This is a genomic window from Pseudomonas mangrovi (genome assembly GCF_003052585.1).
GTDB lineage: Bacteria > Pseudomonadota > Gammaproteobacteria > Pseudomonadales > Pseudomonadaceae > Aquipseudomonas > Aquipseudomonas mangrovi.
Genome location: NZ_QASN01000020.1, coordinates 258,287 through 279,667 on the forward strand (window position 1 = coordinate 258,287; position 21,381 = coordinate 279,667).

Consider the following 21,381-nt stretch of genomic DNA (forward strand, 5'->3'; position numbering starts at 1 on the left):
GCCGGTCTCAGCGATAGGTGATGAGATCCGGTTTCTTCAACAGTTCCAGATGCGCATGGCTGTTGAATGAAGCCAGGGCCAGATCGTCGCCACGGAATTTCACCAGGCTCAGCGAGGTGTTGACGATCTGCCAGTTGAGCTCGAACGCCTTGATCGCCGGCATGCCGATGATCAGTTGCAGCACGGCGGTGATGGTGCCGCCGGAGGTGAAGATGGCAATGCGGTCCTTCTTGTCGGCCTGGGCGAGAAGTCTGCGCAGCGCGGTCTCGACCCGGTCGAGAAAGCTCTGCCAGCTCTGCAGGCCTTCCTTCTCGTGCTCGCCGGAAACCCAGCGGCCGATGATGATCGAGAAGATGCGCTGAAACTCGGCGCGATGCTGGGCGGCATTCTCGAGGATATGCAGTGCTTCGGGTTCGTCCTTGAGCAGGTCCGGCAGGTGGGCCTGAATCACTTCGTCGGCGACGAACTCGTTGAACGCGGCGTCGATTTCCAGCTCGGGCGAATCTGCCAGGCGGCCCATGATTGCCCGGCCGGTATCCTGCTGGCGCTTGAGGTCACCGCTGATGCAGCGATCGAAGCGTACGCCCAGCCCGGCAAGATGTTCGCCGAGGATTTCTGCCTGGCGAACCCCGAGCGGCGACAGGACGTCATAGTTGTCGGCGCCGAAGGAGGCCTGGCCGTGACGGATCAGATAGATGCTGCCCACTGAAATGAGTACCCGGCGTTCGTGAAGTCTCGGGAGGTTATGGGCATAGGGTAGGACTGTCAAACAAAAAACATACGCTTGTTTGAATTTTCCCGTGACTTTTTTGCGACTCGCTGCACGGGCCGCCAGGCCGCATTCCAGGCACCTTTCGGACGCCTCGTACTGGCCCGGCGCCAGGCGCGTGGGTATGCTGACCGCTTGTCCGGGCGCTCGCCCGGCGTGTTTCGATCCTTGCAGCGAGGGGTGCGTGTGGAGTTCTTGATGGATTACGCGGGGTTTCTGATTCGGGCCCTGACCGTGGTAGTGGCCATAGTCGTGGTGCTGGTGGCTTTCGCAGCGGTGCGCCAGCGCGGCCGGCGCAAGGGTGACGGTCAGTTGCAGGTGACCCGCCTCAACGACTTCTACAAGGCACTGCGCGAACGTCTGGAGCAGAGCATCCTGCAGAAGGACCAGCTCAAGCAGGTGCGCAAGGAAGAGGCGCGTCAGCTCAAGGCCGAACGCAAGGCCGGTACGCAGAAGGCGCGGGTCTACGTGCTGGACTTCGATGGCGACATCAAGGCGTCTGCGGTCGAAAACCTGCGGCACGAGATCACCGCGCTGCTGACTCTGGCGACGCCGCAGGACGAGGTGGTGCTGCGCCTGGAAAGCGGCGGTGGCATGGTCCACAGCTACGGCCTGGCGGCCTCGCAACTGGCGCGCATTCGTCAGGCCGGGGTGCCGCTGACCGTGTGCGTCGACAAGGTCGCCGCCAGTGGCGGCTACATGATGGCCTGCATCGGTGAGAAGATTCTGTCGGCGCCCTTTGCCGTGCTCGGCTCGATCGGCGTGGTGGCGCAGCTGCCGAACGTGCATCGCCTGCTGAAGAAGCATGATGTCGACATGGAAGTGCTGACCGCCGGTGAATACAAGCGCACGCTGACGGTGTTCGGCGAAAACACCGAGAAGGGCCGGGAGAAGTTCCAGGAGGACCTGGAAACCACCCATCAGCTGTTCAAGAATTTTGTCGCCCGCTACCGCCCACAACTGGCCATCGACGAGGTCGCCACCGGCGAAGTCTGGCTCGGGCAGTCGGCTCTCGGTTTGCAACTGGTCGACGAGTTGCGCACCAGTGATGAATATCTGGCCGAGCGTGCCCGCACGGCCGAGCTTTTCCAGCTCCACTACGCGCAGAAGAAGAGCTTGCAGGAACGCTTCGGCATGGCCGCCAGCGTCGCCCTGGATCGCTTCGTGCTGACCTGGTGGAGCCGTCTGAATCAACAGCGTTTCTGGTAGAGGAGTAGCAGATGAGCAGCTTCAAGGCATTGCAAGTCAGCGAGACGGCGCAGGGCGTCTTCGAGCGGCGGATCGTCGAGCGTGAGCTGGCCGAGCTGCCGGCCGGCGAGGTGCTGATTCGGGTGCGCTACTCCTCGCTCAACTACAAGGACGCGCTCTCCGCCAGCGGTAACCGCGGCGTGACCCGCAACTACCCGCACACCCCGGGCATCGATGCGGCCGGCGTGATCGAACAGTCGTCGGTGGCGGAGCTTGCGGTCGGTGACGAGGTGATAGTCACCGGCTACGACCTGGGGATGAACACCTCCGGGGGGTTTGCCCAGTACATCCGCGTGCCGGCTGCCTGGGTGATCCGCCGACCGGCCGGATTGAGTCTGCGCGAGGCCATGCTGTTGGGTACTGCTGGCCTTACCGCGGCGCTCTGTGTCGACAAGCTCGAGCAGGCCGGCCTGACTCCGGTGGCAGGTCCGGTAGTGGTTACCGGCGCCAGCGGCGGCGTGGGCTCGATCGCGGTGGCGCTGCTGGCCAGCCTCGGTTACGACGTTGCGGCATCCACCGGCAAGCCCGAGCAGGCCGAGTTCCTGCGTCAGCTCGGCGCACGCCAGATCGTAGCGCGCAGCGAGCTGCAGGAAGGCTGCGAGAAGGCCCTGCTCAAGGAGCGCTGGGCTGGTGCGGTGGATACCGTCGGCGGCGACATCCTGTTCAATGTGGTCAAGTCGCTGCGCTATGGCGGCAGCGCCGCCTGCTGCGGTCTGACCGCCGGCATGAGCTTCAAGGGCAGCGTCGCGCCGTTCATCCTGCGCGGGGTCAATCTGCTCGGCGTCGACTCGGTCGAGTTGCCGCTGGTGGTCAAGGCCTCCATGTGGGACAAGCTGTCGCTGCAGTGGAAGCTGGGTAACCTGGAAAGCCTGGCCGAGGAAGTCACCCTGGAGCAGCTGCCGGCAGCGATAGAGCAGATTCTTGCCGGCCAGATGGTTGGCCGGGTGCTGGTGCGGTTGGACTGATCCGAAACCCGTAACCGGCTCGTGACATTCAACAAAACGCCGCGATTCCATTGACGGAATCGCGGCGTTTTTGGCTCTTGCGAGCTGGGGCGCAGTTCCTGTCAGGGGCTCTTGTCAGTGCCAGGAAGCCCTTCAGCGTAATGCAGCTGCCCATTTGGCCGTCCTGGTAGGTGGCTGGTCATCCACTAATGCGTCGCTCAAGCCTGGCTGACGTACATGGTGATCTCGGCACGAAAGACAGCGGTGTCGCCGACGTAGGCAAGGACTGGAACCTTGATGTCGCCGGTCTGGCTCCAATCGATGGCGCTGCCATCAGCCACCGCGCGGACATCGCCATTGGCTTTGGCCAGGTATTCCACCGTCATGCCGCGCGGAATCCAGCGGCAACCCGCGGGAATGGATGCATCGGTCATGGTACCCGCGGCCAACTCGGCGGCGTTGCACAGGGCGATGGCGTGCACGGTGCCGAGGTGGTTGAGCACTTCGCGGCGTTTGGGGAAGGTCACTTCGGCATAGCCGGCGCGCAGCTCAACGAACTGCGGGGCGATGCTGGCGAAGTAGGGGGCGACCTGGCCGATCATGGTGCTGAACTGGGCGGGGCCGACCTGCTGATACATCTGCATCATCTGACTCATGGGGTGCTCCTGAAAGGACATTGAAGAGAAGCGCGCGCCGAGGCAGTATACGAATTCTAGAAAATAATTCTAGAAAAATATTCTAATCTGATTGGGGGAGCTGATGGCTCGCCGTTCCCGTAAAGACGAAATCCTCCAGGCCGCTCTGGCCTGTTTCACCGAACACGGCGTTGACGCGACCACCATCGAGATGATTCGCGATCACTCCGGCGCCAGCATCGGCAGCCTCTATCACCACTTCGGCAACAAGGAGCGGATCATCGCCGCTCTTTATCTGGAAGGCACCGAGCAGTACGCCCAATTGCTTGCCGATGGCTTCGCCAGCGCGAAGGACGCCCGCGACTGCGTGCGTTTGCTGGTGACCAGCTATATCGACTGGGTGGTGGCCAATCCGGACTGGGCGCGCTTCATCCTGCACAGCCGCGGCAGGGTGGAGGCGAGTGAGCGCGCCGATGACCTGCGCGAGGCCAATCGTCGGCATTACCAGCGCATTCTCGAAGCCTTGGCGGAGTACCGCGCGAAGGGCGTGTTTCGTGAACTGCCGATCGATTGTTTTGCCTCGCTGGTAATCGGGCCGACCCATGACTTTGCCCGCAACTGGCTGGCAGGGCGGACCCAGAGCGATCTGGGCGCCTGCCGCGAGCTGTTCGCCGAGAGCGCCTGGCAGAGCGTGCGCAGCGTCTGAGTGGCTTGTTCTTTCCAGTGCGACGGTTGGTGATTCGGAATTGACTTGAGCTGGGCCTGGCAAGGCCTCCCGCAGGTCCAGCCATCCCTTATCCGGCGCCGCAGCTGTCCTTCTCCCGGGGGGAGAAGGACAGCTGCGGGGCGATGGCGCGGTTTGGGTGTCATGCAGAGCTCAAGCACAGATCGTTTTGCCCGCTCATCTGGGAGCGGGTGCCGCAGGCGGGTGAGGGGTGATTCGGCCAGGCGGATCGGCGCAGCGCAAAGCATGGTCGGCGCAATGCACGGTGCTTGTTGCGCCCTGGAAGGTGAGCGCATAAAAAAAGCCCCGCAATGGAGGGGCTCTTTTGCTCTGACGCGGACGGCTCAGCCGCGACGCAGGAACAGCGGGCGCGGATCGTCGGCGGCGGCCTGGTAGGTCACCGAGAAGTCCTTGAGGCCTTCCAGGGCATCGTACGGATCACGGTCGGCACGCACGGCGAAGGCGTCGAAGCCGCAACGACGCATCAGGAACAGCTGGTCGCGCAGTACGTCACCGATGGCGCGGATCTCGTCCTTGTAGCCGTAGCGCTCGCGCAGTAGGCGCGCACTGGAGTAGTGGCGGCCGTCGGTGAAGGCGGGAAAGTTGAGCGCGATGACCTTGAAGTGGGCCAGGTCCTCGGCGATTTCCTCGATCTGCTCGTCGGCATCCAGCCACACGCCCAGGCCGCCGTCGCGGGCCTTGAGCGCATGGGCGTGCTCGCGCCACAGGGCCAGCGGCACGATCAGGTCGTCACAGTTGCTCAGGCCGTCGAGGGTCGCGTCCTTGGGCAGCAGGTGCCAGGATTCGTCGACGACCTGGTCGTTCTTAATGATTCGCTGCATAGACGCGCTCCTTGAAGGGGTCGAGGCCGATGCGCCGGAAGGTGTCGAGGAACTGTTCATCTTCGCTGCGGCGCTCCACGTAGACGGCAATGATCTTCTCGATCACGTCGGGCATCGCATCCTGGGCGAAGGATGGGCCGAGGATCTGACCGAGGCTGGCGTTGCGCCCGGCGCTGCCGCCCAGCGACACCTGATAGAACTCCGCGCCTTTCTTGTCCACGCCGAGGATGCCGATATGGCCGACGTGGTGGTGACCGCAGGCGTTCATGCAGCCGGAGATGTTCAGGTCCAGCTCGCCGATGTCGAACAGGTAGTCGAGATCGTCGAAGCGCCGCTGGATCGATTCGGCGATCGGGATCGACTTGGCATTGGCCAGCGAGCAGAAATCGCCGCCGGGACAGCAGATCATGTCGGTCAGCAGGCCGACATTGGGGACGGCCAGACCCAGTTCGCGCAGCTCGTTCCACAGCGTGAACAGCTGGCTCTGCTCGACGTCAGCAAGAATGATGTTCTGCTCGTGGGAGTTGCGCACCTCACCGAAGCAGTAGCGGTCGGCCAGCTCGGCAACCGCGTCCAGCTGCTTGTCGGTGATGTCACCCGGAGCGACGCCAGTGGGCTTGAGCGACAGGGTCACTGCGGCATAGCCGGGCTTCTTGTGTGCCACGACGTTGCGCGAGCGCCAGCGGGCAAAGCCCGGATGCTCGGCATCCAGCGCGGCCAGGGCGGCGTCCTGATCTTCCAGCGCCTTGTAGGCCGGGTCGATGAAGAAGCGGCTGACGCGCTCGACTTCGGCCTCGGTCAGGGTCGCCGGACCATCCTTCAGATGGGCCCACTCGGCCTCGACGCGCTCGGCGAAGACTTCCGGGGTCAGCGCCTTGACCAGGATCTTGATCCGCGCCTTGAACTTGTTGTCGCGGCGGCCATAGCGGTTGTACACGCGCAGGATGGCGTCGAGATAGGTCAGCAGATGCTTCCACGGCAGGAATTCGTTGATGAAGCTGCCGACGATCGGCGTGCGGCCCAGGCCTCCACCGACGGAGACGCGGAAGCCCAGCTCACCGGCAGCGTTCTGCACCGCCTCCAGGCCGATGTCATGCACCTCGATGGCGGCGCGATCACTGACCGCGCCATTGACGGCGATCTTGAACTTGCGCGGCAGGAAGGCGAACTCGGGGTGGAAGGTCGACCACTGGCGGATGATCTCGCACCAGGGGCGCGGGTCGATCAGCTCATCGCGGGCGACGCCGGCGAACTGGTCGGTGGTGGTGTTGCGGATGCAGTTGCCGCTGGTCTGGATCGCGTGCATTTGCACGGTGGCCAGCTCGGCCAGGATGTCCGGCACGTCTTCCAGCTCGGGCCAGTTGAACTGCACGTTCTGCCGGGTGCTGATGTGGGCGTAGCCCTTGTCGTAGTTGCGGGCGATCTCGGCGAGCTTGCGCAGCTGGCGCGAGGAAAGCAGGCCATAGGGCACGGCGACGCGCAGCATGGGTGCGTAACGCTGGATGTACAGACCGTTCTGCAGACGCAGCGGACGGAATTCCTCACCGCTGAGCTCGCCGGCAAGGTAGCGCCGGGTCTGGTCGCGGAACTGGCGTACGCGATCCTCGATGATGTGTTGATCGTATTGGTCGTATACGTACATGAAAGGTCCTGTCACAGGCAGCTTGCAGCACCGATTGCACGCACGGCCGCGCAATCATGGGAGCCGGGCAAGATACCAGCTCAGGGTTATGCGCAAAAGTGAAGTTTGAGCATATGGACTGAACTTTCCGACCTAAAGAACCCGCCTTTAGGGTGCTTGAGCCATTTGCAGCACTGGTCTTAAATGCTTGGGCGTACCGCCCCAACAATCACAAGAAGGTAAGCCATGACCGATTCCGATAATCGCGACAGCGTCGTCGACGCCTACGCCATCCTGATCCTGATCTCCATTGTGGTTGCTACCGCAGTGTTCTGGGTCTCCAGTCAGTAGATCCACCAGGGCCTCATCCCCTGCGCATCAACCCGGTTCGTCGAATGCGCGAGCCGGGTTTTTTACTGCGCGGCCGCTCGGGCTCTGGGCAGGTCGGATGGCGTAAACGCGCGGTCTGACGCTTTTGCCTGATTTCGCTACAGACCGGCGAAGTACAGGACCAGCCGTACCACTCCGAGTACCACGAGCACGAAGAGCAGGGTGAAGCCGACCCCGAGCAGGATGAAGTGCGAGGGTTTGCCGCGGGAAAAGTCGCGCGAGCGGTTCTTGCCGCTCTGCACGCCCAGCGCGGCCGCCAGTACGCTCTGCAGCATCTCCTTGAAGCTCAGCGGTTGCTCATCGTCTTTCATGGTTTTCCTCTGAATGCGTGAAGCCGGCGACCGTGTCGAAGACTCAGCCGATGAGCTTCAGAACGATGGCCGGCACCAGGCCAAAAAACAGAATCAGCAGCTTGTAGATGGCCATCGCCGAGTAGTGAATCGCATCGAACTGGTTCTCGCTCAGGCGGAACCAGCGCCCGTGCAGGCGCAGGATTCGCTCTCGGGCACAGACGAAGCCTGCGAACCACAACAGCAGGATCACGTAGTGGGCCAGGCTGCACCAGAGCAGCAGTTCGGCGAGGGCGTCGGTGGTCATCATGCGTTTCTCCTGACCGGCATCGCTTCAAGGCTAGTCGCTTTTCCGCCTCACGCTCACCGCCACTCGAGGATCTCCCAGCCGCGGGTGGCCGCCTCTGCGCGCAGCAAGGCATCCGGGTTCACCGCATGGGCGTGGGCCACCGCCTCCAGCAGCGGCAGGTCGTTGATCGAGTCGGAGTAGAAGTGCGCGCCGATACTGGACTCGCCGTTGGCCTGCAGCCATTGCTCGAGCTTGCGCAGCTTGCCTTCGCGGGCACAGGCCAGGCCGTCGATGGCGCCGCTGTAGTGCCCGTGAGCCAGCGCCAGGTCGCTGCCGAGCACGTCGGCGATGCCAAGGCGTTCGGCAATGGCCTCGACCAGGAAAGTCGGCGTCGCGGAGATGATCAGGATGCGCTCGCCCCGGCTGCGGTGGGCACTGACACAGCGCATCGCGTCGCTGTGGATCAGCGGCTCGATGACGTCCTCGACGAAGGGAGCGGCGATGTAGGCGACTTCCTCCGGCGTGCGTCCCACCAGCGGCTGCAGGGTGTGCGCCAGGTACTCTTCGAGCGTTGCGCGACGCTCGGCATAGAGCGCGACCAGTTCCTGCTCGCGGGGAATGAAGGAGTCACGGTCGACCCAGCCCAGCTGGGCCAGGTGTTCGCTCCAGAGGCTGGGGCTGTTGCCGTCGATCAGGGTGTCGTCGAGGTCGAAGATCGCCAGGGTCATGGGCTGTCTCAACCCAGCTCGCGGCAGGCGAAGAAGGCGCCGAGGACCTTGAGCAGGTGACTCAGGTCATGGCTGCCGGCCAGCTCGCGGATCGAGTGCATGGCAAAGGTCGGCACCCCGATGTCCAGGGTGCGAACGCCCAGCCGGCTGGCGGTAATCGGGCCGATGGTCGAGCCACAGCCCAGATCGCTACGCACCACGAAGCTCTGCACCGGAACCTCGTTTTCCAGGCACAGCTGGCGGAAGAACCCTGCGGTTTCGCTGCTGGTGGCGTAGCGCTGGTTGCTGTTGACCTTGATCACCGGGCCGGCGTTGAGCTTCGGGCCGTGATTGCCGTCGTGCTTGTCGGCGTAGTTGGGATGGACGCCATGGGCGTTGTCGGCGGAGATCAGCAGCGAGCGCTGGGTCACCCGCACGCGCTCCTCGCCGTCGGGGATCAGGCGCGCGAGGACCTGCTCGAGGAAGGGGCCGTCGGCGCCGCAGGCCGAGCAGGAGCCGACCTCTTCATGGTCGGTGCAGACCAGCATGCAGCTTTCTTCGTCGTCCGCCGTGAGCAGCGCCTGCAGCCCGGCATAGCAGGAGAGCAGGTTGTCCAGGCGTGCACCGGCGATGAAGTCGCGATTCAGGCCGATAACGGCCGCGGACTGGGTGTCGTAGAAGCTCAGCTCATAGTCCAGCACCGCATCGGCGACCAACCCGTGCTCCAGGCTCAGCTGCTCGGCGAGCAAGGCGCGGAAATCGGCGCGTTCTTCGCCCGGCACCTGGGCCAGGATCGGTGGTAGCTCGTTCTGCGCGTTGATCGCCCAGCCCTGATTGGCTTCACGGTTGAGGTGGATGGCCAGGTTGGGAATGCAGGCGATCGGGTCGCGGAAATCGATCAGCTGGCTTTCCACCTTGCCGTCACGGCGGAAGGTGACGCGCCCGGCCAGCGACAGGTCGCGGTCAAACCAGGGCGCCAGCAGTGCGCCGCCGTAGACCTCCACGCCCAGTTGCAGGAAACCCTGGCGCTGCAGCTCCGGCTGCGGCTTGACGCGCAGGCAGGGGCTGTCGGTGTGCGCGCCGACCAGGCGAATGCCTGCGTCGAGCAGTTTTCGTCGGCCCACCCGGAAGGCGATGATCGAGGAGTCGTTGCGGGTGGCGTAATAGCGCTGGCCGGCTTCCAGATGCCAGGCGTCGCGCTCGTCGAGGCGGCGAAAACCGGCGGCGTCGAGCTGACGGGCGATGCTGTGGGTGGCGTGGAAAGGGCTGGGCGAGGCCTTGAGGAAATCAATCAGGCCCTGGTTGGTTCGTTCGCGCATAGGGACTCCAGACGGCAAGGGCTGAAGTCTATCCCATCGGCGAAGGGAGGTCGTAGCCGGAGAGTCTCAGGTTCCCACGCGGGAGCGTGGGAACCATAAAAGCCATCGGGATTCGAGGCTGTGCTGTGGCGTTCTTCTGGCGCAATGCGCTGCGCTTGTTGCGCCTGCGTGGTGTTCGCGCTCCCGTAGGGTGGACCGCCCAGCGGCGTAATCCGCCACCGTGGCGGCTTAGAGCTGGCATCGGGAATGATCGGGGCTACCCCGACTGCAGGGTTGCAGGCCAGCCCGGCTTGCGCTTCTCACGTCCGCCGGGCGATCACCTCGAACAGGTGCCAGTGCTTGCGCTGGCCGACGGCCGTCTTGCCGTCCCACTCGTGCTCCTCGAAGTGCACGGTTTCCCAACTATCGAACAGCCGCAGCAGCGCCGTCCGATCATGAACTGTCAGCGGTCGCTCGCCGGCCCAGGCGTCACGATCAGCGAAGAAGTGCCCGACGAACAGTCCATCTGCGCAGAGCGCACCCGCGATGCGCTGCCACAGGGCGGGGAAAGCCGCGGGCGGACAGAAGGGCAGTGCAAAGCTCGCATTGATCAGGTTCGCGGCAGGTAGCGGGCCGGCATCTTCGAAGCTGCGCTGGAGCAGTTGCAGGCGCGGTCGATCTTCGTCCGGACACTCCAGTGCCAGTGTGCTCAAGGCCTGGGGGTCCCGATCCAGAGCTGTGACCCCCCAGCCCTGAGCCAGCAGGTGCAGGCTGTCGCGTCCGGCGCCGCAGCCCAGATCGAGCGCGAAACCGGGTTCAGCCGACCACAGGCGCAGCGCCCGGGTCAGGCTTGGGTGAGCCGGCGCGCCGCGGGTCGCAGCCAGAAAATCCGCCATCAGAACGGTGCGGGCGACTCGAAGCGCAGCCGCTCACCGCTCTGCGGATGGGTCAGCGTCAGCATGCAGGCATGCAGGCAAAGGCGATCGAAGGCAGCCAGCGCCTCGGCGTGGGCGTAGAGACCGTCGCCCAGCAGTGGATGGCCGATGGAAAGCATGTGTACACGTAATTGGTGCGAGCGGCCGGTGATGGGGGTGAGCTCGACGCGGCTGTAGTGCCCGCAACGCTCGAGTACGCGCCAGAAGGTCAGGGCGTGCTTGCCCAGCTCGTGGTCCACGACATGCCGCGGTTTGCTCGGCGGATCGTAGCGTAGCGGCAGGTCGATGCTGCCGCTGTCCAGCTCCGGTTCGCCCCAGCACAGCGCGGTGTACGCCTTCTCGGTTTCACGGTCGTGGAACTGGCGCGACAGCTCGCGGTGGCTGTCGGGGTCGCGCGCGAGCACGATCAAGCCCGAGGTTTCCCAATCCAGGCGATGAACGATGCGCGCCTCCGGGTAGCCGTTTTCCTGCAGTCGGGTCACCAGGCAGTCGCGATTGTCCTCCGCACGGCCAGGCACCGAGAGCAGCAGGGTCGGCTTGTTGATGACCAGCAGGGCGGCGTCCTGGTGGACGATCTGGATGTTGGAAAGCGGCATGGGGTGACCCAAATGAAATGGCGGCCCGTCAGGCCGCCATTGTTCAAGATCTTCACAGGGGAAAACGTAGCGAGCGAAGGTCAGGCAAGGCGAAATCAGGCGAAGAAACGGGGTTTACCTGTCGTAAATGACGGTTCTGAGCCTGATTTCAACGCAGCCTCACCGAGCGCAGTGGTTTTCAGCGATCCGGCAGGGTGATGTTGAGTTCCAGGATCGAGCAGTTGCCCTGATTCTCCAGGGCGACCTGGACCTGATCCTGATCGATGTTGACGTACTTGCGGATCACCTCGACCAATTCTTTCTGCAGTGCTGGCAGATAGTCTGGCTGGCTGCGCTGGCCACGCTCGTGGGCAACGATGATCTGCAGTCGCTCCTTGGCGATCGAGGCCGGGGTGTCCTTCTTGCGCGAGCGCAGGAAGTCGAAGATGTTCATTCCTTACCTCCAAAGAGGCGCTGCAGCAGGCCTTTCTTCTGCACATCGAGGAAGCGGTGCGGCACGTCCTTGCCGAGCAGGCGGTCGACGGCATCGCTATAGGCCTGGCCGGCGTCGCTTTCCTCGTCGAGGATCACCGGGATGCCCTGGTTGGAAGCCTTGAGCACGGCCTGGGATTCGGGAATCACGCCGAGCAGATTGATCGCCAGGATCTCGCCGACGTCCTCGACGCCGAGCATCTCGCCCTTGGTCACGCGTTCGGGGTTGTAGCGGGTCAGCAGCAAACGTTCCTTGATCGGCTCCTCGCCGTTTTCGGCGCGGCGCGACTTGCTTGCCAGCAGGCCGAGCATGCGGTCGGAGTCACGTACCGAGGAAACTTCCGGGTTGGTCACGACGATGGCCTCGTCGGCGAAGTACATGGCCATGTGCGCGCCCTGCTCGATGCCGGCTGGGGAGTCGCAGATGACGTATTCGAAGGTCTTGGACAGTTCTTCGATGACCTTGCCCACGCCTTCCTTGGTCAGGGCGTCCTTGTCGCGGGTCTGGCTGGCGGCGAGGACGAACAGGTTCTCGATGCGCTTGTCCTTGATCAGCGCCTGGTTCAGCGTGGCTTCGCCGTTGATGACGTTGACGAAGTCGTACACCACGCGGCGTTCGCAGCCCATGATCAGGTCGAGGTTGCGCAGACCGACGTCGAAATCGACGAGAACGGTCTTGTGGCCGCGCAGGGCCAGGCCCGTACCGATGGCGGCGCTGGAGGTGGTTTTACCTACGCCTCCCTTGCCGGAAGTGACGACGATGATCTTGGCCAAGCTGTTTCACCCCAAAAAATAATGAAGGACAAGGTGCTGAAGCCCTTGAATGGCGGGCTTTCGGCTACCTTTGCGCCTCTGCGAGAAAATTCGCGGAAGTATCCGTTAAAGGCGGGTGATGTTCAACACATCCCCGGTCAGACCGACCTGTACCGGCTCGCCCCAGAGCGGCTCGCGGCGAAGATCTTCGGCGACCTTGTAGTGGCCGGCGATGGACAGCAGTTCGGCGCCCATCTGCTGGCAGAAAATCCGTGCCGAAACATTGCCCTTTACGCCGGCCAACGCGCGGCCGCGCAGCGGCGCGTAGACATGGATGTTGCCATCGGCGAGAAGTTCCGCGCCGGCACTGACTGGCGCCAGCACGATCAGATCACCCCCCGCGGCATAGATCTGCTGGCCGCCACGGATGGGTGTAGTGATCACCCGGCTGGGGCGGAACTCGGGTTCTTTGGGCTTTTCCGGGGCCGCGGCGGGTGCCAGTTCGATGATCCGCTCGCGTGCCCCGGAGGGCGGCAATACCGGCAGGTCGAGGGCCGCGGCGGCGGCGATGTCTTCCTCGCGGTTGGCACGGATCGCCAGCGTGCGCAGGCCGTGGTTGCGGCACAGGGTCATCAGTTCGGCAAGCTCCAGGCTGCCTTCACCGCTCGGCAGCTTGTCCAGCGCCAGGACCAGCGGGGTGTTGCTGAAGAACCCCGGCGCCTGCGCGACTTTCGCCGCCAGCTGTTGGTCGAGGCGCGTCAGGTCGTTGTGCGCCAGCTCCAGCACGGTGATCGCGAGCATGCTGCCCTTGAGCTGGAATACGGGGTCCTGATCGAGTAGGTCTGCTTGGCTCATGGTTCGCCCAACTGCTGTGAATGGCGACGACTTATAGCGATCCGCTCCCCTGCCTGCAAGCAGGCCGGTGTGGCTGTGCGCCATCGGTCGGCGATCTCGCTTAGAATGCCGGCCTTCATCGAGTTCGGATCTGTGCATGGATAGTCCCGCTTTCAAGGCCGCCTACCTTCATCCGCGATACTGGCTGCTATGGCTGGGCCTCGGCCTGCTGTGGCTGTTGACGCTATTGCCGTACCGCGTGCTGATGGCGCTCGGCCGCCTGCTAGGTGGCCTGCTTTACCGTCTGGCCGGATCACGCCGCAGAATTGCCGAGCGCAATCTCGAACTCTGCATGCCCGAGCTGGATGCTGCGGCCCGCGCGCGCCTGTTGCGCGAGAACTTCGCCTCGATGGGCATGACCTTCTTCGAGATGACCATCGCCTGGTGGTGGCCCGCCGAGCGTCTGCGCCGACTGGGTCGCTTCGAAGGCCTGGAATACCTGCACAAGGCTCAGGCCGAGGGGCAGGGCGTGATCCTGATGGCGCTGCATTTCACTACCCTGGAAATGGGCGGTGGACTGCTGGGGCTGGAGCAGCGTGCCTACGGCATGTACCGGCCGCACAAGAACCCGGTGTTCGACTTCATTCAGCGGCGAGGCCGCGAGCAGCGTCTGGAGGGTGTCATCGAGCGTGACGACGTTCGCGGCATGCTCAAGATGCTGCGGGCCGGCGCTACCATCTGGTATGCCCCCGATCAGGATTACGGTCCCAAGCAGAGCATCTTCGTGCCATTGTTCGGCATTCCGGCGGCCACCGTGACGGCTACCAGCAAGTTCGCCCGCCTGGGCAAGGCGCAGGTCATACCCATGACGCAGATGCGCCTGGCCGACGGTTCCGGCTATCTTGTGCGAATCCATCCGCCGTTGACGGACTTTCCTGGCGCGAGCGAGGAAGAGGACTGCCGGCGGATCAACGGTTTGATCGAAACGGCGATTGGCCAATGTCCGGAGCAGTATCTCTGGGCTCATCGACGCTTCAAGACCCGCCCGCCCGGCGAGCCGAAGCTTTACCAGAAGAATAAAAAATAGAAGGAAAGCCATGACAGCAGAGGGACCACCGCAGGCTACGCATACCACCGGCCTGATCCTTTCCGGCGGCGGCGCACGGGCGGCCTACCAGGTTGGCGTGCTGTCGGCCATTGCCGATCTGCTGCCAGATGCGGCGCGCAATCCCTTTCCGGTCATCGTCGGTACTTCGGCCGGCGCGATCAATGCAGTGGGGCTGGCTTGCGGCGCCCTGCATTTCACCGAGGCGATCCGTCGCCTGACGTCCGTCTGGCAAGGGTTCAGCACTGATCAGGTGTACCGTTCCGACTGGCCCCGGCTGCTGCGTCAGGCGTCGCGTTTTGTCGGTCACAGCCTGCTTGGCCTGGGCCGCGAGCTGCCGGTTGCGCTGCTCGACAATACGCCGCTACGCGGACTGCTCGAACGCGAAATGGATTTCTCCGGGATTGCTGCCGCGGTGCGCATGCGCCAGTTGCGCGCGGTTGCCATTACCGCGTTCGGCTACGAGTCGGGGCAGGCAGTGACCTTCTACCAGGGCCGCGCGACCATCGATCCCTGGTTCCGCCACAGACGCGTCGGCGTACCGACCCGGCTGACTCTCGAGCATCTGCTGGCCAGCGCCGCCATCCCGCTGGTATTCCCGCCAGTGCGGGTCAATCGCGAGTACTTCGGCGATGGTGCCCTGCGTCAGTCGGCGCCGATCAGCCCGGCATTGCACCTGGGTGCGACCCGGGTGCTGGTGGTCGGTGTCAGCGGCAACCCCACCGGTGAGCTGGCCAACGCGCGGGTGGCGCGCAATCAGACCGGGCATCCGCCGAGTCTGGCGCAGATCAGCGGACACATGCTCAACAGCACCTTCATCGACAATCTGGAAACCGACATCGAGCTGCTCGAACGTCTCAACATGCTCGGCAGCCTGGTTCCGCCGCACCTGCAGGGCAATGGCCTGGGACTCAAGCCGGTCGACGTGCTGGTGATCAATCCGAGCCAGCCGCTCGACCAGATCGCGGCACGTCACCGGCACGAACTGCCGCGCTCGATGCGCACTTTCCTGCGCGGGCCAGGGGCAACACGCTCCAACGGTGCCGGTGTGCTCAGCTACCTGCTGTTCGAACAGGGTTACTGCAACGAGCTGATCGAACTGGGCTATCAGGACGCCATGGCGCGCAAGCAGGCGCTTAGCAGCTTTCTCGGTCTGCCTGCCGAGATCCAGCCGGTCCTCGCCGAACCCGTGTCGCTGGCCAACGGCGCCTGATTCGACGCCGCTGCTCCAGGCTCCTGTGACGCCTGTGCTCAGTCGGCGATCTGCAGCTTGCGTGCTTCGGTGTAGACGTAGCGGATCTTCTCGTACTCGAACGGCGAATTGAGCTGACCGTAGCGGAAGTTGGTGCCGTAGCGCGCATCGACCAAGCGCAGAGCGGTCAGTTCCGGGTGATCGGTGCCCAACTGGCTGGCGCCGAGGAAGTTGATCTGGTCCTGGGCAATGAAATCCACCGCCAGTCCGCCGGTGTCGCGCAGGTTCGAGGGGCCGAGCAGCGGCAGCATCAGATAGGGGCCCTCAGGGACACCATAGAAGCCCAGGGTCTGGCCGAAGTCCTCGGGTTGGCGTGGCAGGCCGACGCGGGTCGCCGGATCCCACAGCCCGACCACACCGATGGTGGTATTGAGCAGCAGGCGCCCGGTGGTCTGCAGCGAGCGCTTGCCCTTGAGCTGCAGCGCGCTGTTGAGCAGGTTGGGCACGTCACCCAGGTTGTCGAAGAAGTTGCCCACGCCGGTGCGTACGAAGCGCGGCGTGACGTACTGGTAGCCGCGCACCACCGGTAGCAGCACCCACTCGTCGGCACGGTAGTTGAAGTGGTAGACCCGTCGGTTCCAGCGCTCCCAGGGGTCGTCGACATTCAGCGCATCCAGGGTCGCACGCTCGAACTCGCGCTGATCCAGGCCCGGATTGAATTCCAGATTGCGCATCGGTCGGGTGAAGCCGTCGGCATCCACCTCGTCGGCGGCGTTCGCGCTGCCCAGGGCGACGCTGAACAGCAGGCCCAGGCAAAGATGCGCAGCAAATCCTTTTTGGCGTAGTTCAGTCACGGAATAGCTCCAGCATGGCTTGGCTGTTGACCTTGTAGTTGAGGTTGCCGCAGTGCCCGCCGCTCGGGTAGAGGATCAGGCGATCCCCCAGGGTCCGGCGCAGAAAGCCCAGATCGCCCGGCCCGAGGATCAGGTCGTCGGCGTTGTGCATCACCACCACCTTGTCGTTGTCGCGCAGATAGTCCTCGACGGCGTACAGGCTGATTTCCTCGATCAGTTGTTCCAGGCCGCCGCCTTCGTGGCGCACCTGCCAGAGCGGAACCAGCTGCTCATTCATGTAGCACTCGAAATCGCACTGCAGCGCGCGCTTGAAGAAGGGCGTCAGCACGGTGCTTTCGCGAATCGGATAGCCCGGTGGGGTGATCAGGCCGCGCTTGTTGATCAGGTCGGAGGTGAAGGCGATGTCGGCGGCGGAGAAGCGGAAGGAAGCGCCGATCAGCATCGCCATCTGCTCGTCGCTGAGTGCCTGCCGGGACTGCTGGAAATCGAACAGCACGGCGTCGTTGAGATCGATGAAGCCATGCTGGCGGAAGTAGCGGGTCAGTTTGCCCAGCACCAGCTCGTAGAAGTTGGTGCTGTTGTTGACGCCATCGACACGGGCCTGCACCAGGCGGTCCAGGTTGCTGATCGAGGTATGCAGGTTGACCGGCGGATTGAGCATCAGCACGCGCTTGAAATCGAAGCTGCGTCGGGTCTGGTCGAGCTGGCTGACGAAGGCTGCATGCAGTGCGCCGAGGCTGTACCCGGTGAGGTGGTACTCGCTGATCTCAAGCTCAGGATGGTTGGCGCGAATCGCCTGCATGGCGCGGTACAGATCGTCAGCATCCTCACGCGACAGACCGGGCGTGGCATGCCGCGAGGCGGCGGCCATGAAGTCGTAGCTGGTCGGTGAAGACAGCTGCACGACATGGAAGCCGGCGCCGTAGAACAGGCGCTTGAGATACTCCGAATGACTGGCCGAATAGTGCGCGCCGGTGCCGGCGATGATGAAGATCAGTGGCGCCTCGTCCTTCTGCCGGGCCAGGCGGTAACCCATGCGGTTGACCGCCCAGAAATTGTCCGGGATGAGGAACTCGCGCTCCGGCCGCAGGCGCACGCGGTAGTCGCGCTGATCGATTTCGTCGTCTTCCGGCAGCTGCGGACGTAGTTCCAGCGGGGTGGTGGCAATGGTGGCTTCGAACGGATTCAGCAGGGGGAATTCGTAAGGCTCGGGTGGCTGTGTCGCTGCGTGCAGTGTCGCACTGCCAAGCAGGCAGAGCGGGGCGAGCAGGCAAAGGAGGAGGCGCATGTGCATGTCCCTGTCGTGAAAGGTGTTTCCAGTGTGTCTGGCAAGCCGTTGGCGCCGCGCGCTTCGCACTTGCGTGGCAATCGACCGCTTCGCTCAGTTTGCTATGACCGCAACGAGCGTTCCGGGTGCCATGCTGGCGTTTGGCTTTGTTTCAAGGAGTGCAAGAGCGTGAAGAACGCTGGCGAGCCGGGTTGGTTTGCCGGCTGCGGCTGCAAGAATGGGGCTTGCGCTGACAAATGAACAGGTCGAATACCGTCCGCGGAGAAAGTCCCGGTGTTGCTCATGGCCGGCGATATCGGCTCAGTCGAGTATCTGCAGCTGTTCGACCCAGATCAGCTCGCAGGCGCCGTTGCCGGTATCTTCGCGGCTGAGCGAGCTGACCCAGCGAAAGCCGTCGTCGCCGTCGACCCGAACCAGTTGGCCAGAGAGACGGAGCAGTTGTCCAGGTCGGACCTGGCCGAGTACTCGAGCTACCTCGGGGTTGGCCGGGATCAGGTGCATGTTGGCGCTGTGACGCTCGATCTCGCGGCGGGGTATCGGGAAGGTTTCGGTGCGCCAGTAGTACCAGCGATTGCTCTGGCGGATGTCGATCTGGCGAAGCAGTTGCGGGTCGGCCATCGGCCCCCAGCCCAGCGCAAGGTCGGTAGGCGAGATGCGTGCGCCGCGGTCGAAACGATAGTCCTCGCGCCCCAGCACCCGCGCCTCGATGCTGAGGGTTTCCAGCGCGGTGACGCGATGGTCTTCGACGCGCAGACTGCCAGTCGCCAGATCGCCGCTGCTGCTCGGCGCGTGCGGGGCGGGCGAGAAAAGTGGCCAGATCAGCCACAGGCCGAGCAGCAGTGCGACGAGGTACAGCAGGCGTTGTGCAGTCATGGCGAGAGTCTGGGGTCGGGTGCCGTTTCGCGACCGTGTGCGAAAGGGCAGCAGACCTTAGCAGCGCCGCTGCGCTTTGCCTACGGACTCAAGCCTGGTGGTGCAGCCAGGCATGCGCGGGGCGCTTTGAGTCGGCTGCTTTCGGCTGCTCGATGCGCTGCCAGATGCGCTCATGGAGGTAGAAGCCGACCGAGTTCACCAGCGGTTCGATCGCGGCCACCAGCCCGCCGACCGCGACGCTGCCGGTCAACAGATAGGCGACCGAGAAGGCGATGCAGAAGTGCATGAGGGTGAAGGTAAGGGTCTTGGTCATGATTGCGTCCACCTGAGAATGTTTTGCATTCGCCGTCAGGATGGCTGCGCCGGCGCGGATGGGGAAATGCAGTCTGGCGATGGCCGCCATAGGGTCCGGCTATGCCCCCTGGGGCGAGCGCAAAGTGGCGTCGCAGAGGCCTACGACTTAGGTCGCGAGTACGACTAAGGTCGTCTGGGAGTAAGTCCGGCCGAGCTTAGAGTGCCTCCACCAGCGAACCTGCTGAGGAGGACAATAAAATGCACGACCAGACTTATGCGCTCATCCAGAAGAATCCCCGCTTCCAGGAACTGGTGAGCAAGCGCGACCGTTTTGCCTGGGGCCTATCCGCTGTGGTGCTGGGGCTCTATGTCGGCTTCATCCTGCTGATCGCCTTCGAGCCTGCGCTGCTCGGCACGCGTATCGGCGACAGCTCGATCACCTGGGGCATTCCCCTGGGCGTGGGACTGATCCTTTCTGCCTTCCTGCTCACCGGTGTGTACGTGGTCCGCGCCAACGGCGAATTCGACCGCCTGACTTCGGCCGTGCTGAAAGAGGTGCAGAAATGATCCGCCGCATTCTTGCAGCCTGCGCGCTGTTGCTGGTCGCCCCGGCTCTCTGGGCCGCCGGTGCCCTGGAAGGCGAGGTGCAGCGCCAGCCGCTCAACGTCTCAGCCATCCTGATGTTCCTCGCTTTCGTCGGCGGCACGCTCTACATCACCTACTGGGCGTCCAAGCGCAACACCTCGACCTCCGACTTCTACACCGCCGGCGGCAGCATCACCGGTTTCCAGAATGGCCTGGCCATCGCCGGTGACTACATGTCGGCGGCGTCCTTCCTGGGCATTTCCGCGCTGGTGTTCACCTCCGGCTACGACGGCCTGATCTACTCGATCGGCTTTCTGGTCGGCTGGCCGGTGATCCTCTTCCTGATCGCCGAGCGCCTGCGCAACCTGGGCAAGTACACCTTCGCCGACGTCGCCTCCTATCGTCTCGGGCAGAAGGAAATCCGCATTCTCTCCGCCTGCGGCTCGCTGGTGGTGGTGGCCTTCTACCTGATCGCGCAGATGGTCGGTGCCGGCAAGCTGATCCAGCTGCTGTTCGGCCTCGACTACCTGGTGGCGGTGGTGCTGGTGGGCATCCTGATGATGCTCTATGTGCTCTTCGGCGGCATGCTTGCCACCACCTGGGTACAGATCATCAAGGCGGTGATGCTGCTCTCCGGCGCCAGCTTCATGGCCATCATGGTGATGAAGCACGTCGACTTCGACTTCGCCCGCCTGTTCAGCGAAGCCATCGCCGTGCATCCCAAGGGCGAGGCGATCATGAGCCCCGGCGGCCTGGTCAAGGACCCGGTGTCGGCGATCTCGCTCGGTCTTGCGCTGATGTTCGGCACCGCCGGCCTGCCGCATATCCTGATGCGCTTCTTCACCGTCTCCGACGCCAAGGAAGCCCGCAAGAGCGTGTTCTACGCCACCGGCTTCATCGGCTACTTCTACATCCTGACCTTCATCATCGGCTTCGGCGCGATCCTGCTGGTCAGCACCAACCCCGACTTCAAGGACGCCACCGGCGGTCTGATCGGCGGCACCAACATGGCCGCGGTGCACCTGGCCAATGCGGTGGGCGGCAACCTGTTCCTCGGCTTCATCTCGGCGGTGGCCTTCGCCACCATCCTCGCGGTGGTCGCTGGCCTGACCCTGGCCGGTGCCTCGGCGGTGTCGCATGACCTCTACGCCAGCGTGATCAAGAAGGGCAAGGCCAACGACAAGGAGGAGATGCGCGTGTCACGGATCACCACCATCGCCCTGGGCATCCTGGCGATCTTCCTCGGAATCGCCTTCGAGAAGCAGAACATCGCCTTCATGGTCGGCCTGGCGTTCTCGATCGCCGCCAGCTGCAACTTCCCGGTGCTGTTCCTTTCGATGTACTGGAAGAAACTGACCACCCGCGGTGCGCTGATCGGCGGGTCGTTGGGCCTGCTGACCGCGGTGGTGCTGATGATCCTGGGGCCGACCGTATGGGTGCAGGTGCTCGGCCATGCCGAGGCGATCTTCCCCTACGAATACCCTGCGCTGTTCTCGATGCTGGTGGCGTTCAGTGGTATCTGGCTGTTCTCCATCACCGACAAGTCCAGTGCCGCAGCCAGCGAGCGCGCGCTGTTCCTGCCGCAGTTCGTCCGCTCGCAGACCGGCCTGGGGGCCAGCGGTGCGGTGGCGCACTGATCGACGACTCTCTGCGTGAACCTTGGGCAGCCTTCGGGCTGCCATTTTTTTTGCTGCTTTTTCCTTCTCCGTGGGGAGAGGGTGCCGGAAGCGGGTGAGGGAAGCCTCGGTGTGCAGGGTCTCCATCCGTAGGGTGGATGACGCCTTGTTCATCCACCGGGGATTGTCTGGTGGATGGGGAAAGCGCCATCGACCCTAGGGTCGAGA

At 63.9% G+C, this 21,381-nt stretch carries 24 protein-coding genes; 7 read left to right on the forward strand and 17 right to left on the reverse strand.

The genetic code is table 11. The features are described 5' to 3' along the window. Positions 1-7: 7 nt before the first annotated feature. Positions 8-706: a histidine phosphatase family protein gene (locus DBO85_RS13935; protein WP_108107875.1), complete on the reverse strand. Its 699-nt coding sequence runs from the start codon at positions 704-706 to the stop codon at positions 8-10. 249 nt (positions 707-955) lie between these two features. On the opposite strand from DBO85_RS13935, the gene sohB reads away from it, so the two are divergent. Continuing rightward, entirely contained in the window at positions 956-1,978 is a 1,023-nt protein-coding gene (gene sohB / locus DBO85_RS13940; protein WP_108107876.1) for a protease SohB, read from the forward strand. Positions 1,979-1,989: 11 nt separating this feature from the next. Then, entirely contained in the window at positions 1,990-2,982 is a 993-nt protein-coding gene (locus DBO85_RS13945) for a YhdH/YhfP family quinone oxidoreductase (protein WP_108107877.1), read from the forward strand. 197 nt (positions 2,983-3,179) lie between these two features. Here DBO85_RS13945 and DBO85_RS13950 read toward each other — a convergent pair whose 3' ends face one another. Next, positions 3,180-3,617, reverse strand: a complete 438-nt coding sequence (locus tag DBO85_RS13950) for a hotdog fold domain-containing protein (protein WP_108107878.1) — start codon at positions 3,615-3,617, stop codon at positions 3,180-3,182. Positions 3,618-3,720: 103 nt separating this feature from the next. Here DBO85_RS13950 and DBO85_RS13955 point away from each other — a divergent pair, with 103 nt between their 5' ends. Further along, on the forward strand, positions 3,721-4,302 hold the full coding sequence (locus DBO85_RS13955) for a TetR/AcrR family transcriptional regulator (RefSeq protein ID WP_108107879.1): 582 nt from the start codon (positions 3,721-3,723) through the stop codon (positions 4,300-4,302). 362 nt (positions 4,303-4,664) lie between these two features. On the opposite strand, the gene DBO85_RS13960 is transcribed toward DBO85_RS13955, so the two are convergent. The 11 genes from DBO85_RS13960 to minC form a co-directional block, all read right to left on the reverse strand. Then, positions 4,665-5,162, reverse strand: coding sequence for a DUF934 domain-containing protein (locus tag DBO85_RS13960; protein ID WP_108107880.1), 498 nt, complete (start codon positions 5,160-5,162; stop codon positions 4,665-4,667). Then, the gene (locus DBO85_RS13965) at positions 5,146-6,804 is read right to left on the reverse strand and encodes a nitrite/sulfite reductase (RefSeq protein ID WP_108107881.1); all 1,659 of its coding nucleotides are present in this window, start codon (positions 6,802-6,804) and stop codon (positions 5,146-5,148) included. Before DBO85_RS13965 ends, DBO85_RS13960 begins: the two co-directional genes overlap by 17 nt. Before the next feature lie 467 nt (positions 6,805-7,271). Continuing rightward, positions 7,272-7,484, reverse strand: coding sequence for a DUF2970 domain-containing protein (locus tag DBO85_RS13970; RefSeq protein WP_108107882.1), 213 nt, complete (start codon positions 7,482-7,484; stop codon positions 7,272-7,274). 43 nt (positions 7,485-7,527) lie between these two features. After that, entirely contained in the window at positions 7,528-7,773 is a 246-nt protein-coding gene (locus DBO85_RS13975; protein ID WP_233356612.1) for a DUF6868 family protein, read from the reverse strand. A 53-nt stretch (positions 7,774-7,826) separates the two neighbouring features. Beyond that, the gene (locus tag DBO85_RS13980; RefSeq protein ID WP_108107883.1) at positions 7,827-8,480 is read right to left on the reverse strand and encodes an HAD family hydrolase; all 654 of its coding nucleotides are present in this window, start codon (positions 8,478-8,480) and stop codon (positions 7,827-7,829) included. An 8-nt stretch (positions 8,481-8,488) separates the two neighbouring features. Further along, positions 8,489-9,778 (reverse strand): M18 family aminopeptidase, encoded by a 1,290-nt coding sequence (locus tag DBO85_RS13985; RefSeq protein ID WP_108107884.1) that lies wholly within the window; start codon positions 9,776-9,778, stop codon positions 8,489-8,491. Positions 9,779-10,077: 299 nt separating this feature from the next. Further along, positions 10,078-10,653: a class I SAM-dependent methyltransferase gene (locus tag DBO85_RS13990; protein WP_108107885.1), complete on the reverse strand. Its 576-nt coding sequence runs from the start codon at positions 10,651-10,653 to the stop codon at positions 10,078-10,080. Then, positions 10,653-11,288 (reverse strand): RluA family pseudouridine synthase, encoded by a 636-nt coding sequence (locus DBO85_RS13995; protein ID WP_108107886.1) that lies wholly within the window; start codon positions 11,286-11,288, stop codon positions 10,653-10,655. Before DBO85_RS13995 ends, DBO85_RS13990 begins: the two co-directional genes overlap by 1 nt. A 178-nt stretch (positions 11,289-11,466) precedes the next feature. Next, positions 11,467-11,721, reverse strand: coding sequence for a cell division topological specificity factor MinE (gene minE / locus DBO85_RS14000; RefSeq protein WP_108107887.1), 255 nt, complete (start codon positions 11,719-11,721; stop codon positions 11,467-11,469). Then, complete coding sequence (gene minD / locus DBO85_RS14005) at positions 11,718-12,533, reverse strand: septum site-determining protein MinD (protein ID WP_108107888.1); 816 nt, start codon at positions 12,531-12,533, stop codon at positions 11,718-11,720. Before minD ends, minE begins: the two co-directional genes overlap by 4 nt. Before the next feature lie 105 nt (positions 12,534-12,638). After that, the gene (gene minC / locus DBO85_RS14010) at positions 12,639-13,367 is read right to left on the reverse strand and encodes a septum site-determining protein MinC (protein ID WP_108107889.1); all 729 of its coding nucleotides are present in this window, start codon (positions 13,365-13,367) and stop codon (positions 12,639-12,641) included. A 136-nt stretch (positions 13,368-13,503) separates the two neighbouring features. On the opposite strand from minC, the gene DBO85_RS14015 reads away from it, so the two are divergent. Both DBO85_RS14015 and DBO85_RS14020 read left to right on the forward strand, forming a co-directional pair. Then, positions 13,504-14,433, forward strand: coding sequence for a lipid A biosynthesis lauroyl acyltransferase (locus tag DBO85_RS14015; RefSeq protein WP_108107890.1), 930 nt, complete (start codon positions 13,504-13,506; stop codon positions 14,431-14,433). 10 nt (positions 14,434-14,443) lie between these two features. Further along, positions 14,444-15,664, forward strand: coding sequence for a patatin-like phospholipase family protein (locus DBO85_RS14020; protein ID WP_108107891.1), 1,221 nt, complete (start codon positions 14,444-14,446; stop codon positions 15,662-15,664). A 38-nt stretch (positions 15,665-15,702) separates the two neighbouring features. Here the strand turns inward: DBO85_RS14020 and DBO85_RS14025 are convergent, their stop codons facing one another. The 4 genes from DBO85_RS14025 to DBO85_RS14040 all read right to left on the reverse strand — a co-directional run bounded on the left by DBO85_RS14025 (position 15,703) and on the right by DBO85_RS14040 (position 18,971). Beyond that, positions 15,703-16,455, reverse strand: a complete 753-nt coding sequence (locus DBO85_RS14025) for an MlaA family lipoprotein (protein ID WP_233356627.1) — start codon at positions 16,453-16,455, stop codon at positions 15,703-15,705. A 34-nt stretch (positions 16,456-16,489) separates the two neighbouring features. Then, entirely contained in the window at positions 16,490-17,785 is a 1,296-nt protein-coding gene (locus tag DBO85_RS14030; protein ID WP_108108350.1) for an alpha/beta fold hydrolase family protein, read from the reverse strand. Between the two features lie 300 nt (positions 17,786-18,085). Next, on the reverse strand, positions 18,086-18,658 hold the full coding sequence (locus DBO85_RS14035; RefSeq protein WP_108107892.1) for a hypothetical protein: 573 nt from the start codon (positions 18,656-18,658) through the stop codon (positions 18,086-18,088). Positions 18,659-18,746: 88 nt separating this feature from the next. Further along, entirely contained in the window at positions 18,747-18,971 is a 225-nt protein-coding gene (locus DBO85_RS14040) for a DUF2061 domain-containing protein (RefSeq protein ID WP_108108352.1), read from the reverse strand. A 239-nt stretch (positions 18,972-19,210) separates the two neighbouring features. Here DBO85_RS14040 and DBO85_RS14045 point away from each other — a divergent pair, with 239 nt between their 5' ends. Continuing rightward, positions 19,211-19,519 (forward strand): DUF485 domain-containing protein, encoded by a 309-nt coding sequence (locus tag DBO85_RS14045; RefSeq protein WP_108107893.1) that lies wholly within the window; start codon positions 19,211-19,213, stop codon positions 19,517-19,519. After that, positions 19,516-21,174: a cation acetate symporter gene (locus DBO85_RS14050; RefSeq protein WP_108107894.1), complete on the forward strand. Its 1,659-nt coding sequence runs from the start codon at positions 19,516-19,518 to the stop codon at positions 21,172-21,174. The genes DBO85_RS14045 and DBO85_RS14050 overlap by 4 nt, the downstream gene beginning before the upstream one ends. Positions 21,175-21,381: the final 207 nt, after the last annotated feature.

Coding starts and splice junctions, on each gene's coding strand:
- minE (WP_108107887.1), bottom strand. CDS start 11,721: ATGAACATCTTCGACTTCCTGCGCTCGCGCAAGAAGGACACCCCGGCC.
- DBO85_RS13955 (WP_108107879.1), top strand. CDS start 3,721: ATGGCTCGCCGTTCCCGTAAAGACGAAATCCTCCAGGCCGCTCTGGCC.
- DBO85_RS13960 (WP_108107880.1), bottom strand. CDS start 5,162: ATGCAGCGAATCATTAAGAACGACCAGGTCGTCGACGAATCCTGGCAC.
- DBO85_RS13970 (WP_108107882.1), bottom strand. CDS start 7,484: ATGAAAGACGATGAGCAACCGCTGAGCTTCAAGGAGATGCTGCAGAGC.
- DBO85_RS14015 (WP_108107890.1), top strand. CDS start 13,504: ATGGATAGTCCCGCTTTCAAGGCCGCCTACCTTCATCCGCGATACTGG.
- DBO85_RS13975 (WP_233356612.1), bottom strand. CDS start 7,773: ATGATGACCACCGACGCCCTCGCCGAACTGCTGCTCTGGTGCAGCCTG.
- DBO85_RS13945 (WP_108107877.1), top strand. CDS start 1,990: ATGAGCAGCTTCAAGGCATTGCAAGTCAGCGAGACGGCGCAGGGCGTC.
- DBO85_RS14035 (WP_108107892.1), bottom strand. CDS start 18,658: ATGACTGCACAACGCCTGCTGTACCTCGTCGCACTGCTGCTCGGCCTG.
- DBO85_RS13950 (WP_108107878.1), bottom strand. CDS start 3,617: ATGAGTCAGATGATGCAGATGTATCAGCAGGTCGGCCCCGCCCAGTTC.
- DBO85_RS14045 (WP_108107893.1), top strand. CDS start 19,211: ATGCACGACCAGACTTATGCGCTCATCCAGAAGAATCCCCGCTTCCAG.
- DBO85_RS14040 (WP_108108352.1), bottom strand. CDS start 18,971: ATGACCAAGACCCTTACCTTCACCCTCATGCACTTCTGCATCGCCTTC.
- DBO85_RS13980 (WP_108107883.1), bottom strand. CDS start 8,480: ATGACCCTGGCGATCTTCGACCTCGACGACACCCTGATCGACGGCAAC.
- DBO85_RS14020 (WP_108107891.1), top strand. CDS start 14,444: ATGACAGCAGAGGGACCACCGCAGGCTACGCATACCACCGGCCTGATC.
- minC (WP_108107889.1), bottom strand. CDS start 13,367: ATGAGCCAAGCAGACCTACTCGATCAGGACCCCGTATTCCAGCTCAAG.
- DBO85_RS13985 (WP_108107884.1), bottom strand. CDS start 9,778: ATGCGCGAACGAACCAACCAGGGCCTGATTGATTTCCTCAAGGCCTCG.
- DBO85_RS13990 (WP_108107885.1), bottom strand. CDS start 10,653: ATGGCGGATTTTCTGGCTGCGACCCGCGGCGCGCCGGCTCACCCAAGC.
- DBO85_RS14030 (WP_108108350.1), bottom strand. CDS start 17,785: ATGCGCCTCCTCCTTTGCCTGCTCGCCCCGCTCTGCCTGCTTGGCAGT.
- DBO85_RS13965 (WP_108107881.1), bottom strand. CDS start 6,804: ATGTACGTATACGACCAATACGATCAACACATCATCGAGGATCGCGTA.
- DBO85_RS14050 (WP_108107894.1), top strand. CDS start 19,516: ATGATCCGCCGCATTCTTGCAGCCTGCGCGCTGTTGCTGGTCGCCCCG.
- DBO85_RS13995 (WP_108107886.1), bottom strand. CDS start 11,288: ATGCCGCTTTCCAACATCCAGATCGTCCACCAGGACGCCGCCCTGCTG.